The sequence below is a fragment of the Bacillus sp. AY18-3 genome, from assembly GCF_008042305.1.
In the GTDB taxonomy this organism is placed as follows: domain Bacteria; phylum Bacillota; class Bacilli; order Bacillales; family Bacillaceae_G; genus Bacillus_A; species Bacillus_A wiedmannii.
In genome coordinates, this window is the sequence record NZ_QKQR01000002.1 from 145,387 (window position 1) to 163,032 (window position 17,646).

General features: G+C 35.1%; 19 protein-coding genes. 8 read left to right on the plus strand and 11 right to left on the minus strand.

All coding sequences use genetic code 11. The features are described from left to right. Positions 1–125 precede the first annotated feature (125 nt). Positions 126–965 carry an arylamine N-acetyltransferase family protein gene (locus tag DM800_RS01255; protein ID WP_097907125.1) on the plus strand — a complete coding sequence of 280 codons (840 nt, stop codon included), beginning with the start codon at positions 126–128 and terminating at the stop codon, positions 963–965. Between the two features lie 93 nt (positions 966–1,058). On the opposite strand, the gene DM800_RS01260 is transcribed toward DM800_RS01255, so the two are convergent. Together DM800_RS01260 and exsG are read right to left on the minus strand one after the other, a co-directional pair. Then, positions 1,059–1,268: a hypothetical protein gene (locus DM800_RS01260; protein ID WP_147786246.1), complete on the minus strand. Its 210-nt coding sequence runs from the start codon at positions 1,266–1,268 to the stop codon at positions 1,059–1,061. A gap of 216 nt (positions 1,269–1,484) precedes the next feature. Continuing rightward, positions 1,485–1,637, minus strand: coding sequence for an exosporium protein ExsG (gene exsG, locus DM800_RS01265; RefSeq protein ID WP_000395678.1), 153 nt, complete (start codon positions 1,635–1,637; stop codon positions 1,485–1,487). A gap of 207 nt (positions 1,638–1,844) precedes the next feature. Between exsG and DM800_RS01270 the strand changes: the two genes are divergently transcribed. The 7 genes from DM800_RS01270 (at position 1,845) to DM800_RS01300 (ending at position 9,226) form a co-directional block, all read left to right on the plus strand. Continuing rightward, positions 1,845–2,711: an excalibur calcium-binding domain-containing protein gene (locus tag DM800_RS01270; RefSeq protein WP_147786247.1), complete on the plus strand. Its 867-nt coding sequence runs from the start codon at positions 1,845–1,847 to the stop codon at positions 2,709–2,711. 204 nt (positions 2,712–2,915) lie between these two features. Next, positions 2,916–3,623: an iron-sulfur cluster repair di-iron protein gene (gene ric / locus DM800_RS01275; protein ID WP_060488596.1), complete on the plus strand. Its 708-nt coding sequence runs from the start codon at positions 2,916–2,918 to the stop codon at positions 3,621–3,623. Between the two features lie 208 nt (positions 3,624–3,831). After that, positions 3,832–6,237, plus strand: coding sequence for an NADPH-nitrite reductase large subunit (nirB, locus tag DM800_RS01280; RefSeq protein ID WP_147786248.1), 2,406 nt, complete (start codon positions 3,832–3,834; stop codon positions 6,235–6,237). A gap of 15 nt (positions 6,238–6,252) precedes the next feature. Further along, complete coding sequence (gene nirD / locus DM800_RS01285) at positions 6,253–6,570, plus strand: nitrite reductase small subunit NirD (RefSeq protein WP_000616693.1); 318 nt, start codon at positions 6,253–6,255, stop codon at positions 6,568–6,570. Positions 6,571–6,628: 58 nt separating this feature from the next. Continuing rightward, on the plus strand, positions 6,629–8,053 hold the full coding sequence (locus DM800_RS01290; RefSeq protein ID WP_147786249.1) for a uroporphyrin-III C-methyltransferase: 1,425 nt from the start codon (positions 6,629–6,631) through the stop codon (positions 8,051–8,053). Beyond that, the gene (locus DM800_RS01295) at positions 8,050–8,760 is read left to right on the plus strand and encodes a sirohydrochlorin chelatase (RefSeq protein WP_147786250.1); all 711 of its coding nucleotides are present in this window, start codon (positions 8,050–8,052) and stop codon (positions 8,758–8,760) included. Before DM800_RS01290 ends, DM800_RS01295 begins: the two co-directional genes overlap by 4 nt. Continuing rightward, the gene (locus tag DM800_RS01300; RefSeq protein ID WP_147786251.1) at positions 8,753–9,226 is read left to right on the plus strand and encodes a precorrin-2 dehydrogenase; all 474 of its coding nucleotides are present in this window, start codon (positions 8,753–8,755) and stop codon (positions 9,224–9,226) included. Before DM800_RS01295 ends, DM800_RS01300 begins: the two co-directional genes overlap by 8 nt. A gap of 220 nt (positions 9,227–9,446) precedes the next feature. Here DM800_RS01300 and DM800_RS01305 read toward each other — a convergent pair whose 3' ends face one another. The 9 genes from DM800_RS01305 to moaA form a co-directional block, all read right to left on the minus strand. Then, a complete protein-coding gene (locus tag DM800_RS01305; RefSeq protein ID WP_147786252.1) occupies positions 9,447–10,364 on the minus strand; it encodes an AEC family transporter in 918 nt (305 codons plus the stop codon). Between the two features lie 85 nt (positions 10,365–10,449). Further along, positions 10,450–11,193, minus strand: coding sequence for an amidohydrolase family protein (locus DM800_RS01310; RefSeq protein WP_088063162.1), 744 nt, complete (start codon positions 11,191–11,193; stop codon positions 10,450–10,452). Positions 11,194–11,667: 474 nt separating this feature from the next. Beyond that, positions 11,668–11,865: a PspC domain-containing protein gene (locus DM800_RS01315; protein ID WP_147786253.1), complete on the minus strand. Its 198-nt coding sequence runs from the start codon at positions 11,863–11,865 to the stop codon at positions 11,668–11,670. Positions 11,866–12,136: 271 nt separating this feature from the next. After that, positions 12,137–13,306 (minus strand): nitrate transporter NarK, encoded by a 1,170-nt coding sequence (gene narK, locus DM800_RS01320; RefSeq protein ID WP_000841864.1) that lies wholly within the window; start codon positions 13,304–13,306, stop codon positions 12,137–12,139. Positions 13,307–13,386: 80 nt separating this feature from the next. After that, positions 13,387–13,620, minus strand: coding sequence for a molybdopterin converting factor subunit 1 (moaD, locus tag DM800_RS01325; protein WP_046953625.1), 234 nt, complete (start codon positions 13,618–13,620; stop codon positions 13,387–13,389). Further along, positions 13,617–14,087, minus strand: coding sequence for a molybdenum cofactor biosynthesis protein MoaE (locus DM800_RS01330; RefSeq protein WP_147786254.1), 471 nt, complete (start codon positions 14,085–14,087; stop codon positions 13,617–13,619). The genes moaD and DM800_RS01330 overlap by 4 nt, the downstream gene beginning before the upstream one ends. 44 nt (positions 14,088–14,131) lie before the next feature. Next, the gene (locus tag DM800_RS01335; protein ID WP_147786255.1) at positions 14,132–15,421 is read right to left on the minus strand and encodes a molybdopterin molybdotransferase MoeA; all 1,290 of its coding nucleotides are present in this window, start codon (positions 15,419–15,421) and stop codon (positions 14,132–14,134) included. A 42-nt stretch (positions 15,422–15,463) separates the two neighbouring features. Continuing rightward, positions 15,464–16,477, minus strand: a complete 1,014-nt coding sequence (locus DM800_RS01340) for a molybdopterin-synthase adenylyltransferase MoeB (protein ID WP_098088291.1) — start codon at positions 16,475–16,477, stop codon at positions 15,464–15,466. A 17-nt stretch (positions 16,478–16,494) separates the two neighbouring features. After that, complete coding sequence (gene moaA, locus DM800_RS01345; protein WP_098088294.1) at positions 16,495–17,508, minus strand: GTP 3',8-cyclase MoaA; 1,014 nt, start codon at positions 17,506–17,508, stop codon at positions 16,495–16,497. Positions 17,509–17,646: the final 138 nt, after the last annotated feature.

The following is a 17,646-nucleotide window of genomic DNA, read 5'->3' on the forward strand; positions in this document are numbered from 1 at the left end:
AATAGAAAATAATATTTCGAGAAACATATATTATGATAATTTTCGCAGACTTGAATTAAACTTTTATAAGTACTAACCTATCGGTGAGCAGAAGAAAATTCTGTAAAAAGAAAGGAGAATGCTTTATGATGACCAATTTACAAAAGGAGTTTTTTAAACGACTAAAAATTCCTGCAAAAGAAATAACATTTAATGATTTAGATGAAATTCTCTTGAAAATGGGCTTGATTCTCCCCTATGAAAATCTCGATATTATGGCTGGTACTATTAAAAACATCTCAAAAAATAACTTAGTAGAAAAGTTACTAATTCAAAAACGAGGCGGTCTTTGTTATGAATTAAACTCCTTATTGTATTACTTTTTAATGGATTGTGGGTTTCAAGTATATAAAGTAGCTGGTACTGTTTATGATCTTTACGATAATAAATGGAAACCCGATGATGGTCATGTCATTATCATATTAAATCATAATTATAAAGATTATGTTATAGACGCAGGTTTTGCATCTCATCTACCTCTACATCCCGTCCCTTTTAACGGAGAAGTGATTTCTTCTCAAACGGGAGAATATCGAATTCGCAAACAAACTACCCGAAAAGGTACACACATTTTAGAAATGAGAAAAGGAGCTAACGGGGAATCTACAAATTTCTTGCAATCTGAACCTTCACACGAATGGAAAATAGGCTATGCTTTCACTTTACATCCAATAAATGAGAAAAAAGTGAATAACATTCAAAAAGTGATTGTAGAGCATAAAGAATCGCCTTTTAATAAAGGGGCTATTACTTGTAAATTAACTGATTATGGTCACGTATCATTAACAAATAAAAATTATACAGAAACCTTTAAAGGCACAAAAAATAAACGACCAATAGAATCAAAAGATTATGCTCGCATTCTTCGTGAATCTTTTGGAATAACACAAGAAAAATATGTAGGAAAAACACTAGAAAGAGGATAGTTGACTAGAAGTATTTCATAATAAAGCAGATTCCATATTTAGAATCTGCTTTATTTTATATTTTGTTATAAAGAATTTTTTTGCTGGTATCCTTTAATTTTCAAAGATATACTCATCATCATATTTATCATATTGGAGGCCTGATCCTATTTTTGATTCCGTAACTTGATCTCTTAAAAACGGTGCAGCTTCCATTTTGCTAGTTGCAATTTCAATTCCATATTTTTTCGTTAAATGGGCTAATTCTATTAAAAACCACTCTCTTCGCAATGTAACTGGAATATCCAATGTTCTTCTTTTCATATATAATAGCACCTCTTTAATTTCATAACTTAATGAACATCACTACATGCACGTGTGAAAACTACCTTTCATCACTAACATCCAATGAAACATTATAGTATATGCATGTCCATTTTAAACGTGCTATTACAAAACAATATTTTAGTTTACATAATCATATTATGTAAGAGTAGAAGAGAAAGGTATATCCCTTCCCTTCTACTCTAGAAACTTAAATTAAGAACATCTTGGTACACCTAAAGCTAAGAATAAACCTGCTACTCCCGCAGTAATCGGTACTTTTAACGTAATAACATCGTCTACTTTCGTTACTAAAAAGAAAGCATTACCTTCTTGTAATATACAAGTTACCAATAATTGAAATTCCATTTAAACCCCCTCCTTTCAATCGTTATATTATACTTTATGAATTCTCTTTGAAAATGTAATAGGGAATATATCCATTTTTCCTTATATATGAAATAAATGTTTATAAGTCTATTAAAAATACTAATTTTCTAAATCTATATAAATCGTGTAATATCCAATAAGTTCCTATATAATCAATAGTGAAAATCTTACAAATGGAGGTATAAAATGACGATTTTGAGTAATATTGGTGCAGCTTTATTTTTTATTGCTTTTATTCTTTTAATACTATGTATCATTTCATTCTTTAAGAAAAATGGAAAAGCAAAACAATATGGTCGTCCTACTGTTATTCTTTTTATGATTTCAATTCTCTTAATAGGAATGGGCACTACAAAATCTGAACACCCAGTCATCGATTTTTTTGCTACTTTAAGTTTAATTTTATTTATTTTTTTCCTTGTTCTAGCAATCTTATCCGTAATTAAAAAGACAGGTGTAGCAAAAAAACAATTTATTATCACTGCTATTTTATTTGTCATTTTTGGTGCGTTATCAAGTATTTCAAACCCTTCTTCTGAAAAGACGTCAGCTACTAGTAAAAAAGTTGCATCTAACAATGCAGAACAAAAAGATAGCGACAAAAAAGATGAAGCAGCAAAGAAAGAAGCAGATGAAAAAACTCAAAAGCAAGAAGATAAGAAGCGTCAAGCGGAAGAACAAGCTCGTAAGCAAGAGGATGAAAAACGCCAAGCCGAAGAGCAAGCTCGCAAACAACAAGAAGAGCAAAAACGTCTAGCTGATGAACAAGCTCGTAAACAACAAGAAGAGCAAAAACGCCAGGCTGATGAGCAAGCCCGTAAACAACAAGAGGAACAAAAACGCCAGGCTGATGAGCAAGCTCGTAAACAACAAGAGGAACAGAAAAAAGCACAGCAAGCTCAAACACAACCTGCTGTAAGTAACAATAGTAATGTAACTTACGCAAATTGTGCCGCAGTTAAAAGTGCTGGGAAAGCTCCTTTATATAGAGACCAACCAGGTTATAGTTCTAAACTTGATCGTGATGGTGATGGAGTCGCATGTGAAAAATAGTAATAAAAAAAGAAGCTTCTAGTAAGCTTCTTTTTTATTACATAGTATTGCAACTATTTACCTCCCCTCCCTCTTCCTTTTATAAAACTCATTTTATTATTCTCAAATCAGACACATAATAAGTGATTTCAATCACCACATTGTTTTTCATTTATCGCTATTCTTAATTTAGATATTACATTTAAACTTTATGGAGGCATTCATATGGAACATACATTTACTGAAACTTCAATTGTTGGTGAGATTGTTACACAATTTCCGAAAGCTAGTGATCTTTTTAAATCATATAGAATAGATTTTTGTTGTGGTGGTAATAAGCCGCTTATTGATGCAATTCATGAAAGAAATTTATCGGCTTCTGAAGTAATTACAAAGTTAAATACACTTTATCATAATACGAAACGATTAAATGAATCTGAAATTGATTGGAAAAATGCTTCTTATCGTGAATTGATTGATTATGTAATTCATAAGCATCATCGTTATTTAAATGAAGAGTTACCGCAGTTAAGTCCATATGTGACGAAAGTATTACGCGTTCATGGAGCAAATCAACCTCATTTAGCTCAAATTCATAAGCTGTTTCATGAACTTAAAATGGAATTAGAACAGCATTTAATTAAAGAAGAAACGGAAGATTTCCCATTAATTTTAGAATTTGAACAAAATCCAACTGATGAAAACTATGAAAAGTTAAGCAAGGTAGTAGATGAGTTGGAAAATGAACATAGCCACGCCGGAAATATTATAAAAGAACTTCGTAAAGTGACAAATGACTTTACGCCGCCAGAAGGAGCTTGCGGCACTTATCGACTTGTTTATCAACGTCTTGAAGCGCTAGAGTCTGATTTATTTGAGCATATTCATTTAGAAAATAATATTTTATTTCCACGTGCCATTACGAGAGCATAAATCAAGTGCAGGACATGAGTGTAAATACTTATGTCCTGCTTTTTTATTTTGCGAAAAATATCCACGCCCCCCTCACACAAATCCGAATTTTAACAATTTGTGAATCATTATATAAGTGTGATAAATATCACATCTCCCCCTTTTTTGATTTTCTATAATAAAAATATAATCATTTGTTCAACATTTCACATAAAAAGGGGAAACAAAAATGAAAAAACGTTTAGTTATGATCGGAAATGGTATGGCTGGCATACACTGTATGGAAGAAATATTAAAACATGATAGTGATTCCTATGAGATTACTATTTTTGGAGATGAACCGCATCCAAACTACAACCGTATTATGCTCTCTCATGTTTTACAAGGCAAAACAAATATGCAAGATATCATTATGAATGAATATAGTTGGTACGATGAAAACGAAATAACTTTGTATACAAACGAAAGAGTTCAAAGTATTAACCGAGAAGAAAAAATTATTATTACAGAAAAGAATCGTACTCTTACATATGACAAGCTCATTATTGCAACAGGTTCTAGTGCTTTTATTTTACCTGTTGAAGGTTCCACACTTCCCGGTGTAACAGGATTTCGAACTATTGAAGATACACAATTTATGATAGATACCGCTAAAGAAAAGAAAAAGGCCGTTGTCATTGGTGGCGGGTTACTCGGTTTAGAAGCCGCAAGAGGTCTAATTGACTTAGGAATGGACGTACATGTTGTTCATTTAATGCCTAGCTTAATGGAGCAACAACTAGATACGAAAGCAGCTTCTCTATTGCGTGAAGATTTAGAAGCACAAGGCATGAAGTTTTTAATGGAAAAGAAAACTGTAAAAATTCTTGGTACAGACTATGTTGAGGGCATTCAATTTGAAGATGGTGAAGTTGTAGATTGTGATTTAATCGTAATGGCTGTCGGAATACGACCAAATACGAAAATAGCAAGAGATGCTGGTCTCATTGTCAATCGAGGCATTGTAGTCAATGACTATATGCTTACAAATGATGAATCCATTTATGCAGTTGGCGAATGTGCAGAACATGATGGTATCGCATATGGACTTGTTGCCCCTCTTTATGAACAAGGCGCAATATTAGCGAAACATATAACGAATTTACAAACTGATGGATATACGGGCAGTATCGTCGGTACGCAATTAAAAGTTGCTGGTTGTGATTTATTCTCTGCTGGCCAAATTTATGAAGATGATCAGACGAAAGCAATTTCAATATTTGATGAATGTAAACGTTCCTATAAAAAAGTATTAATTCGTGATAATAAAGTCGTCGGTATCGTTTTATATGGTGACACAGCTGATGGCACACGCCTCTTTAGCATGTTAAAGAAAGAAGAGGATATACAAGAATATACAGCCGCTTCCCTTCTTCACAAAGCTGGTGAAGAAAGTGAACTTGACGTTGCTACAATGAGTGCAGATGACACGATTTGTGGATGTAATGGTGTTACGAAAGGTACAATCGTTCATGCCATTTTAGAGCAAGAGTTAACTACTTTTGAAGAAGTAAAAGGCTGCACGAAAGCCGCAGGATCTTGTGGTAAATGTCGTCCGCTTGTGGAACAAGTTTTATCTCATACACTCGGAGATGCTTTTGATGCTTCTGCGCAGTCTGCTGGTATGTGCGGATGTACAACTTTATCACGTGATGAAGTCGTAGCCGCCATTCACGAGAAAGGTTTAAAATCTCCAAAAGAAGTACGCAATGTTCTTGGTTTTGCACATGAAGACGGCTGTTCAAAATGTCGCCCTGCTTTAAATTACTACTTACGGATGGCGATTCCTGAAGAATATGAAGATGATAAATCATCTCGTTTCGTTAATGAAAGAATGAATGGTAACATTCAGCACGATGGTACATTTTCTGTTATTCCACGTATGTACGGAGGCGTTACAACAGCTGATGATTTAATGAAAATTGCTGAAGTTGCGAAAAAATATGACGTCCCTCTTGTGAAAATTACAGGTGCGAGTCGAATCGGCTTATATGGTGTAAAAAAACAAGATTTACCTAACGTATGGTCTGACTTACATATGACTTCGGGGTATGCGTATTCAAAATCGCTTCGTAATGTAAAATCATGTGTTGGTTCTCTCTTCTGCCGTTTCGGTACGAAAGATTCATTAGGACTTGGTATGCTCCTTGAACAATCATTAGAAATGGTAGATACACCCCATAAAATGAAGATGGGTGTAACGGGTTGTCCGCGTAACTGTGCGGAAGTACTGACGAAAGATTTTGGCGTTGTTTGTGTCGAAAATGGATACCAACTTTATATTGGTGGAAATGGTGGTACAGAAGTACGCGAAGCTGATTTTGTAATGATTGTCCCTACTGAAGATGATGTCCTTCGCATCGCTACAGCTTACATGCAATATTATCGTGAAACTGGTATTTACGGAGAGCGTACTGCCTACTGGACAGAACGTTTAGGTTTCGATCACATAAAAGAAATACTACAAGATGCAAGTATGGTGACTACGCTAAATGAACGCTTCCAAACAGCTCGTAGCACATATACGGAAGCGTGGGGACAAGCACTAGAAACGAAGTCATTAAAAGCGATGTATGAAGTAGAAACTGTGAAATAAGGAGCTGTGATCTATATGATACAAACGAAAGAAAAAATAAAAGTTATGCGTGCGGAAGACCTTCCTATTCAAATCGGTAAAGAAGTGCAAATGAAAGGTATGTCTATCGCCCTATTCCGCCTTTCAAATGGCGATATTCGAGCTGTAGAAAATCGTTGTCCTCATAAAAACGGACCATTAGCCGAAGGAATTGTATCTGGTGAATTCGTTTTTTGTCCACTGCATGATTGGAAAATTTCATTACTAACAGGTGAAGTTCAAAAACCTGATGACGGCTGTATTCAAACATACGAAGTAGAAGTTATTGATGGTGACATTTATTTATACATGTAATTTTCGAAAGGAAGCCTCCTCTGGCTTCCTTTTAAATAAAAATAGAAGAGGTGCGATGATGAACGGATATGTATATTTAGTTGGTGCAGGACCAGGTGATGAAGGGCTTATTACAAAGAAAGCGATAGATTGTTTAAAGCGTGCAGATATCGTTTTATATGACCGTTTATTAAACCCTTTCTTTCTTAGTTATACAAAAGAAACATGTGAACTTATTTATTGCGGCAAAATGCCAAAGAATCATATTATGCGACAAGAAATGATTAACGCCCACCTCCTTCAATTCGCACAAGAAGGAAAAATCGTTGTCCGATTAAAGGGCGGAGATCCATCTATTTTCGGCCGTGTTGGTGAAGAAGCAGAAACTTTAGCAGCAGCGAACGTTCCATATGAAATCATACCAGGTATTACATCTAGCATCGCCGCTAGTAGCTATGCAGGTATCCCCCTCACCCACCGTAACTACAGTAATAGCGTCACTTTATTAACTGGGCATGCAAAAGGGCCTTTAACCGATCATGGAAAATATAATTCATCCCACAATAGTGACACAATTGCCTACTACATGGGTATAAAAAACTTACCTACAATTTGTGAAAACTTACTACAAGCAGGAAAGAAAAAAGATACGCCAGTAGCCGTCATTGAATGGGGTACAACCGGAAAGCAACGCGTTGTCACAGGAACACTTTCAACCATTGTTCCTATCGTCAAAAGCGAGAATATTTCAAATCCATCCATGACAATTGTTGGTGATGTCGTTTCCTTACGTAATCAAATCGCTTGGAAAGAACGTAAACCATTACATGGTAAAAAAGTTTTATTTGCATCCGCAACGAATAAAACAAGTTCAATGAAGCAAAAGTTACAAGAAGCCGGTGCAGAAATATATCAAATTCCTACTTTCAAAAAAGCAGAATACATATTAACACTTGAACAAATCAATGAAATTTTTAACGTTGATCGCCTTGTTTTTTGTTCAGCTGAAATTGTAGAAATATTGATGCGATCATGTAGTAAACATCAGAAAGATATTCGTTCCTTACAGGCGAAACTGCAATATTTGAACGTTGCCACTCAAGAAAAACTGATGCAATATGGGCTACTAAGTAAACAAGCAGAGTACTCTTCCGATACTACTGTTTATTTAGGCAGAAATATTAATCGAATTGCTTTTATTCAAGAGAAAATTGGTGCCGGGTCATATATGATGACTCATGCGTATACAATTGATCATCGTTTCGATGAAGTCCATTCTCGTATGCTTTCTGAATTCTCATGGGATAGTATTGTATTTGAAGGACGTGCCTCAATTGATACATTTCTATCAGAAATAAAACGCCTTAGCTTTATTGATATTCTTACTCTTCCCTTCTCATATACCGACATTCCAACTTTACACTATGCGAAGAAAGTCGGGTTTCATAACGTAGATCAACAATTACAAGACATGATTATGAAGAAAGACACGGTGGGACAATGAAAGGAATTGTATATGTTGGACACGGTAGTCGCCTGCAAGAAGGTAATGAACAATTCATTCACTTTATTCAATCTGTTATGAAAGAACGTAACGAAAGAATTCAAAAAATAGCTTTCCTAGAACTAACGACACCTACCATTTCGGATGCAGTTACAGAAACGATACTAGAGGGAGCAACTGAAATAATGATTGTACCTGTTTTATTATTTGCAGCAGCTCACTATAAACGTGATATTCCTTTTGAAATAGAGCAACTACAAAAGAAATATCCACAAATAACATTTTCAGTTGTACCACCCTTCAGTACGCATCCACATATGGTGGAACTTGTAGTGAAAAGAATACGTGAAACTATGCCAATGCAAGATAGTAGTATTTTACTCGTAGGAAGAGGTAGCAGTGATCCACAGCCGATACATGAGTTACAACAAATCGGAGCAGCTATCGAACGAAAACTCGGCATGCCAGTATCGTGCTCCTTTTTAACGAAAGGAGCACCCTCTTTTACTGCTGAGCTCAAGGCTATAACATCGACTGCGTCCCATGTATATGTCATGCCGTACCTTCTCTTTACCGGATTGTTGCTTCAAAAAATTAAGTTGCATACAAAAAAACATGCTCACATCACGACTTGTAACTGTCTTCAGTTTGATACATATATGAAATTGACATTATTAGAACGAATGGAGGAATGTGTGTATGTATAACATGTACCCTCTTATGCTTAATCTAAATAAAAAAGTAGTTGTTATAGTTGGTGGAGGTAAAATTGCATATCGAAAAGCGTCTGGATTAAAAGATACAGGCGCTTTTGTCACCATTATCAGCCCAGAAATTTGCGAGGAAATGAAGGAACTACCTTATATTACTTGGAAGCAAAAAACTTTTAGTAATGATGATATTAAAGATGCTCATCTTATTTATGCAGCTACAAATCAACATGATGTGAATATGATGGTCAAACAGGCCGCCCATGATTTCCAGTGGGTTAATGTTGTAAGTGATGGTACAGACTCATCGTTTCACACACCTGGTGTCATACGAAATGGTGAATATGTTGTCACGATTTCAACTTCAGGTAAGAATCCATCATTTACGAAGCGTTTGAAGCAGGAACTAACATCTATATTTCCTAAACTTATAAAAAAGCTTTCTCGTACTCACAAATTATAATCTATTTCTTAGCTAAAATAGTAATTACCTTTGGACAAACGTTTTTTAGAAGCGTTTGTTCTTTTTGTTTTGGTTCCTTTTTTGAATTAAGCCGCTTGATTATTAGGCATGGTACAATTGTAAACGACACCTAATATATCAAAGACTGTTTCCCTCTCATATCGATGGGATTTCTGTCCATCATTTACCGCCTCAAATCTAATCGTTTTTGCATGTATATTCAAAACAAAATATATGACAAATAAATAACGACAGTTACTGTAATAATGCTGAAAAGTGTTGAAAACAAAACGATTTGTGCATGTAATTCAGGCTCTATTTGATATTCCATAGCAATCGTTGATGTATTTCTTGAAGTAGGAAAAGAACTTGCAATAAATAATGATTGTGCAACAATACCATCAATGTTTAGTAGGTAGATCATGGCAAGTGCTAATAATGGTCCCATCAGTAACCTTCCAATTAAAGCCCATGTTATGACTCGATGGAAAAAATTAAGCTTAATATTGGATAATTGTGCTCCTAGCAATATGAGTGCTATGGCAACAAAACTATTCGCAAGCTGATTAAGAGGTAGAAAGATAGAATTGGGTATTTGAATTGTAAACGATTGAAAGAGAATCCCTAATACGAGCGCATGAAATACAGGCAGTCTTAGAAATGATTGAATAATACCCCCGATTGTTTTTGTTGCTGATAGTAAGTTATATATCCCATATGAATAAGTTAAAAGATTCTGAAAAATTACAATAAAAATCTGAATGGAAACCCCTACTGGATTGTGACTAAAAATCAATTGACTTACTGGTAATCCATAATTACCAGAATTCATTAACGAAATGCTATTTTTTAGAGCTGCACTTTCTCCTTTTTCTAACTTTAATGTCTTTGAAATGAAATGACTTACTATCATCACACTCAGACTGTAAAGTATTAAATAGTATATTATCTGGAGCAACAAACCTGTTTCTATACTAATATCATATATATTCACAAATACAGCCGCTGGCATCAAGCAATAATTAATAAGTGTTGATAGCTGCTTTAAGTTAAATTGGAACTTCCTTTGTAAGATTGCACCAATTAGCATCAATATTAATATTGGTAATATTACGTCTAATATAATAAAAACAAACATTTAAAACCTCATTCTACATATATTTTAGTTTGATTAAACACTTTACTAAATTTGGAAACATTTAATTCAAATGTAGACCATGACGCTACCCAAAATACCATTTAAAAGCATTCGTATACAGGATGTTATCGGTAGCTTGTTCATCAAATAGCTGTTGAATCAATTTGATATCTCCATACTCAAAAGGTCTTTTTGCTCTTGTAGATGGTAAATCTGTTCCAAACATAAGTGCATATGGGTTAACTTCATAAATCGACTTTAAGGCATTCTCAACATCTAATTCGACACGACCAAAACCAGTAGCTTTCACATGTACCCCTTTATCAACTAGTTTTAATAAATGTGGTAAACCTTCTTCTGATAACCCTAAATGGTCAATTGATATAGCTGGTAATTTTTCTATAGTGGATGCAATTTCGGGCAACTCTTTTGCATCCATATAAAGCTCACTATGCCATCCTACTAAATCATGAACTCTTCTAGCAAAGTAATCCAGCTTCGATAAATCTTCTGAACCACCTCTTTTAATATTAAAGCGTAATGCTTTTACCCCATTTTCATTTAAATTTAGTATTTCTTCATCCGTCACTGTAAAAGGTAATTGTGTTACGCCACAAAATGTTGAACCCAACTGTTTTAGTGCCTTTAATAAATATTCTTGATCAAACCCTTGGAAAGAACCAGATACGATCGCTCCACCAATTACATTCAAATTAGGAGATTCATTCTGATAATCTTCTACAACAAAGTTGGGTGGAAAATACCCTTGGTTCTCAATAATCGGAAAATTAAAATCAATAATATGAAAATGTGCATCAAAAATTCTCATTTCATTTCCCTCCCCTCTCTTTTCTTTAACATATCAAATATGACTCATAAAGAAAATTATGGATTATTTATACAAATTCATAATTTTATCTTATCGACCTAAACTTTATTTTAAGTGTACTTTTTCATAATATCCATTAGCCTTACCAAAAAATCTGGCCCTAAAAAACATGAAGTTTTTTCTTGTTATAAATACCGTCATATATTTTTAAATTTTCGGGATATTCCTATATATTTATATTAATATATAGTTTTTAGAAAAGAGCGACTATTTATCGATTCGTTAGCGATCAATAGTCGTCGTTTCATTCAAAAGTTATTATTTTCGTTCTCGATATATTCCGAATGTTTTATGAGGATTTTTCGTTTGTTCATTTCAGTCTTATAACAATCGTACTGTAGCTTTTACTTTGGAAACTTTCAATAGACAAAAAACAGCGTTCTCGATTGTAGAATTAGATTTAAGTTCATACATTTATCTCTTAATATCTTTATCTGTAGGCAAAACAATTGCAGCTATTATATAAAGTAACACTGTAAATCCGCTAGAAAAAAAAGTGGATAATGCAGTTACTATGCGAAGGATACTTACATCAATTCCATACTTATCACTTAAGCCACCTAGTACACCTGAAACTTGTTTATCTTGAGTAGACTTATATAATTTTTTCATCTAAACACCCCGATCCGATTAAATATTTGTATTCTAAAAATTAGCTCAATCTTTGGAATAGATTTAATATCCCTTTAACTAACTTGCCCTTTAATTGAATAACATCTGATATCTATATTTTAACATAAAATTCCATAAAACTTCTGTTTTTCATTTTTAAACCACATTATTTTAGAATACAAGTGTTTGTTAAGCTAGCAATAAAAAACATATCGAAGCCTATTACTAAAAGAACCATCCTAGATTACTTTAGGATGGTTCTTTTTCTTTATTAATGATTTTTTAACATCACTAACAGCTTTTCCTGACTATACATCCACACTGTAATGATTAAACAAGCAAGTGCGACTTCTGATAATGCCATAAATCCAATTGCATAATGGCCTGTTAGTTGGAATAGTAAAGTTAAAATTAGGGGCGGGAAGAACCCTCCTAGTCCGCCTAAAGCTGAAACGAGTCCATTTACAATACCAGCTTGTTCTGAGAAGTACATGGGAACAAGCTTGAAGATTGTACCATTACCAATCCCTGCACAAAATGCGACTAGTAGGCAACCAAATGTATACACGTTCATACTAGGCATAAATGATAAAATAATACCTGAAAGTGTTAAACCGATAAATACGAAAATTAATATTTTAAACGGGTTAAACTTATCACCAAGCCAACCACCAATCGGACGCATAATTGTTGCTAATACGATGAATCCAGCTGTCCGCATACCTGCATCCACTTTCTCTAATCCGAAGTGAGATACTAAGAAGTTTGGTAAGTATACGGTAAATGCAACAAACGATCCGAATGTTAAAAAATAAAAGATACATAGAAACCAAAGTTTTTCATTTTTATATACACCTTTTATTTGTTCCATTAGTGGCGTATTCACCTTTTTCTCCTTACGATCGCCTAATAAAAAGTTCATAAGTGCAAACGCTGCAAGTAAAACTAAATAACACTGTACTGTCGTTCTCCAGCCAACTGAAGTTGCAATGACAGGTGCTAAAAACGAAGTAATTGCTGTTCCGGCGTTACCGACACCGTAAATACCATTTACAAAACCGTGACTCTCTTTCGGAAAGTATTTCGGTAAAGAAGTTACGCCTACGGAGAATACAGCTCCACCGATCCCTACAAATAATCCACCAATAATTAAATCCATCATTGAATTGGCAACACTAATATAAAAGACAGGAAATAATAATAGAATAAAACTAATAAAGAATAATTTTCTTGCGCCGAAACGATTTGTCCAATAACCAATCGGAATGCGAAGAACAGAACCTAAAATAACCGGTACTGCCGTTACCATAGAAATTTGTCCCGCAGTTAATGGAATATCCGCTTTAATATAAGGCATTAATGATGATAAAATGACCCATACCATAAAACCGATAACTAGATTAGAAGTTTGTAAACTTAATTGAAAATTAGGACTTTTCATCCTGTTCCCTCCTATGTATGCATAGTTATATTCATTCCCTCCAGCCTAATCACGTCCTTACATGATTAGGCTGAAAAGAATCAACCACCACTTACTGGCGGAATTATCGCTATGACATCGCCAGTTTGAATGATGTCATCCTCATTTGCATACTCTTCATTTATAGCGACCATTATCTCATTTGAAATTGCTACGTTGTATTTCGTGATAAGGACTTCCTTTAGTTCAGCAACTGTAATATTTTCATAATCTATGTGTAATGCTGGCTTGCTTACTTCTTCTTGTAAATGTGCAAATAATAGTACTTCAATCATATTCTCATCCCCTTTCCAGGCTCATCATTCTCATATGCTACCTTTTCTAACTGATCACCTATCCATGATTCACCATCTTCCCAAAATTCTTTCTTCCAAATTGGAACGATTTGTTTTATACGCTCCATAATATATTCGTTCGCCTCATAGGCTGCTTTCCGGTGTGGTGTAGAAACAGAGACGACAACAGCAAAATCAGAAATTTGTAATGTACCAATGCGATGTGTAATGGCGACATTTGTCCCAGGCCACTTCTCTCCTACTTCGGTGCCAATTTTCTTAAGCTGTTTCTCCGCCATTGACTTATATGCTACATACTCTAAATATAGCGTACGACGGCCTTTCGTAAATTCTCTAACAGTACCAATGAAAGTTGCAACTGCGCCACATTCACGAAGAATTACTTTGTTTGTAACTTCTTCAATTGAAATAGGTGTATCAATTACTTCATAATACGTATGTGTCATCTCGCACCTCTTATCTTTGTATAAGTTAGCAATCTATTTTTCTATTATTTGTATGATCGAAGTGGTTCTTCCCACGGCCACTCACTTCCGGTGCTTGATTCTAATAACAGTACCGAAACAGTTATTCCTGCTTCAAATCCTCTCGTTCCTCCCGGCAGGACGATACATGCATTCGTCTCTGCAAGTGAAGAAATTGCACTAGATTTGTCTAAACCAACTGGTGTAGCTTGCAATGTTCCATCTACAATTTCCACTTTCCCTCGTACAAAACGAGTAAATGGGTTTGCTTTCAGAAAGTCTTTCTGTAATATTGCCTCTGCACGATATATGTGCGAATCTTTTCTATGCAAATATGTTCCAATGACTGGCCGAACATATAATTCACAACCGACATAACAAGCAGAAGGATTACCAGATAGACCAAATAATATTTTCCCCTCTAGCTCAGCTACAGTTGTCACACTTCCTGGTCGCATCGCCATTTTGTTAAAAAGTACATTAGCTCGTAATCTCTCATAAATAGCAGGTAAATAGTCATAGTCTCCTACCGAAACGCCACCAGTTGTAATTAAAATATCGACTTCTTTTATCGCTTTTTTCACAGTGTTATAACATGTCTCAAAATCGTCAGCGAATTGTCCATAATACTGTACAACTCCGCCCGCTCGTTCAACTTGAGCAGCTATCATATAGGAGTTACTATTTCGAATCTTCCCTGTCTTTAATTGTTCATGTACTTCAAGCAGTTCACTTCCTGTCGTTACAATTCCAATAACCGGCTGTTTTACAACGTGAACGGTACTATAACCAAACGTTGAAAGATGCGCCACTACTCCAGGGTTAATAACAGTCCCTTTTTTCACAAGGATGGTATTTTGTTTTACATCTTCACCTTTAAAAGAAATGTTATCACCAGCGGCGAAGGAGCGTTTTAATTTCATATACGTCTTTTCTTTTTCTTCAAATCCTTCCGTTAGCTCTAACATAACAACCGCATTACACCCTTTCGGAATTGCGGCTCCTGTCATAATACGGACAGCTTGAAATGCTTTCACTTCTTCTGTAAAAACAAAACCGGCTCCAATTTCACCAATCACTTCAAACAGAATGGGATTACTGCTACTTGCTTCTTTTGTATCTTCTGCTCGAATCGCAAACCCGTCGTATGGAGAGCGATCAAAATGAGGGACATCATGATCTGCAATAACATCTTCTCCAAGAATTCTTCCGTAACTTTCTATAAGAGAAACCTCTTCTATTTCACCTTGATGAGCGTATTTCATTACACGTGCCACTGCTTCTGCCACCGGAATTGGTATACGTTTTTCTAACATTCTTTTTCACCTCGTTTTAATAAGGGGCAACGCTCTTTCTGTTCATCCTATAGATTTTGCGTATAATCGTTTTGCTATTTTCACATCATTTGTCCCATGAATAAATGCTCTACCGTCTGTAAATAAAACGAAACGATATTCATCAATTAGAAATGATAGTAAGTATGGCGTTTTTTTGACATGTACACTCTTTTGTAATCGTTTTTGAATTTCGTTTAAATTAAGATTTTTCTTTATTCCTGAACGGATTTGAACTGTATTCCGTCCGCATAACACTTCCGTTTTCATTTGCGTTTCAAATGTTAAACTTGGATACGTTCGTGATTTTCCGCAAGATGGACATGTACTTTTTTTCTGTCTATTTACTTTTAATGAGAGATATTGATTGTTCCAAATATCAAATGATAACATCGTCCCTCTTAACGACTCATAATCATCCACCAATATTTTCATCGCCTCTGTTACTTGGTGAGCAACAACCATTTGTACAGCTGGCTGAATGATTCCGGCTGTATCGCATGTTGCACCGCTCATAGGATGGTCCATTAGACAGCGAAAACATGGTGTTTTCCCAGGAAGAATTGTATACGTTACACCGTAACTCCCGATGCATCCGCCGTATATCCAAGGTATATTCTCTTTTTGTGAAATGTCATTTATAAGTAAACGCGTATCGAAATTGTCAGTCGCATCTATGATAAGGTCCACATCTTTTGTTAACTCTTCTATTTCTTGCATTGTGACATCTGTTACAACTGGTACAATTTCCACTTCAGAATTAATCTTTCTTAAATGTTCTGCCGCTGCAATTGCTTTCGGTTTACAATGCTTTGCATCTTCTTCTGTATATAACTGTTGCCGCTGTAAATTACTCCATTCGACGTAGTCACGATCGGCAATTGTCAATTTCCCAATTCCCATCCTAACGAGCGCTTCCGCATTTGCAGCTCCTAGTGCACCCACACCGATTAGGAGCACTTGCTTTTCTCTTATTTTGCTTTGTCCCATTTCACCAATTCCAGAAAACAATACTTGCCTTGAATATCGCTCTTGCATAGAGAATCCTCCTTTCGCTATCCGCCAATGTATGACATTTCAACTTTTGGACGTTTATTTGTACTTTCCACCGTTCTTTCATCTGAATATCGATTTGTTCTATATCGCCATGTATGTTGTAAAATTTTTAATAGTGAGGCATCCGAAATATTTTCTCGAAGAAGCGTTCGCAAATCCGTTCCTTTTTCTCCAAATAAGCACGTATAAAACTTGCCGTCTGCCGAAATACGAGCTCTCGTACAAGAAGAACAAAATGACTCAGATACTGAAGTAATAAATCCAACTTCGGCATCGCTCCCTACATATCGATACAATTTCGCAACTTCTCCAAAATAACGAGGTTGAACAGGCTCAATCGGATATACGCGATTAATCTTCTCTATTAATTGTTCCTTCGTAATAACTTGTTCAAAGTTCCATCCGTTCGTACTGCCCACATCCATAAACTCAATAAAACGAAGCTGAATTTCTTGTTCTTTAAAATAACGAGCCATATGTAGGATTTGGCTATCATTCATTCCTTTTTTTACGACCATATTTACCTTTACTTCTAATCCTGCAGCCTTTGCTGCTTCAATTCCTTTTAATACAGGTTTTGTGCTTACATTTCGGCCATTTATATTTTTGAAGACGTGATCCTCTATCGCATCTAAACTAATATTTACACGTTTTAATCCCGCGTCTTTTAACGCCTTAGCTTGTTTTGCTAAATGAATACCGTTTGTTGTGAGCCCAATATCCTTTAAGCCTTCTAACTTTGCAAGCCTTGCGATTAACTTCGGTAAGTCTTTACGCAATAACGGTTCACCGCCAGTAAGTCTAATTTTTTCAACTCCCATACTTATAAATAACCTAGCTAGTCTCTCTATTTCATCAAAAGATAATAAAAACTCTTCCTGTAAAAAAGCGTAATGAGGTCCGAACACTTCAGCAGGCATACAATATGTGCACCTAAAATTACAACGATCAATAACTGAAATACGTAAATCTTGAAGTGGACGTTCTAAAGAATCTTTCATTTTCTCGTACATCTATATCCCTTCTTTTCTGCTGCAATCCTTAGTAAGTTTTCAATTTTTCATTTGCCTTTATTATAAAAAAGAAGCTACATATTCAATGTGACTTTTCTCACATCACTTTCCCCATTCGAAAATTCTTCACAAATCCGT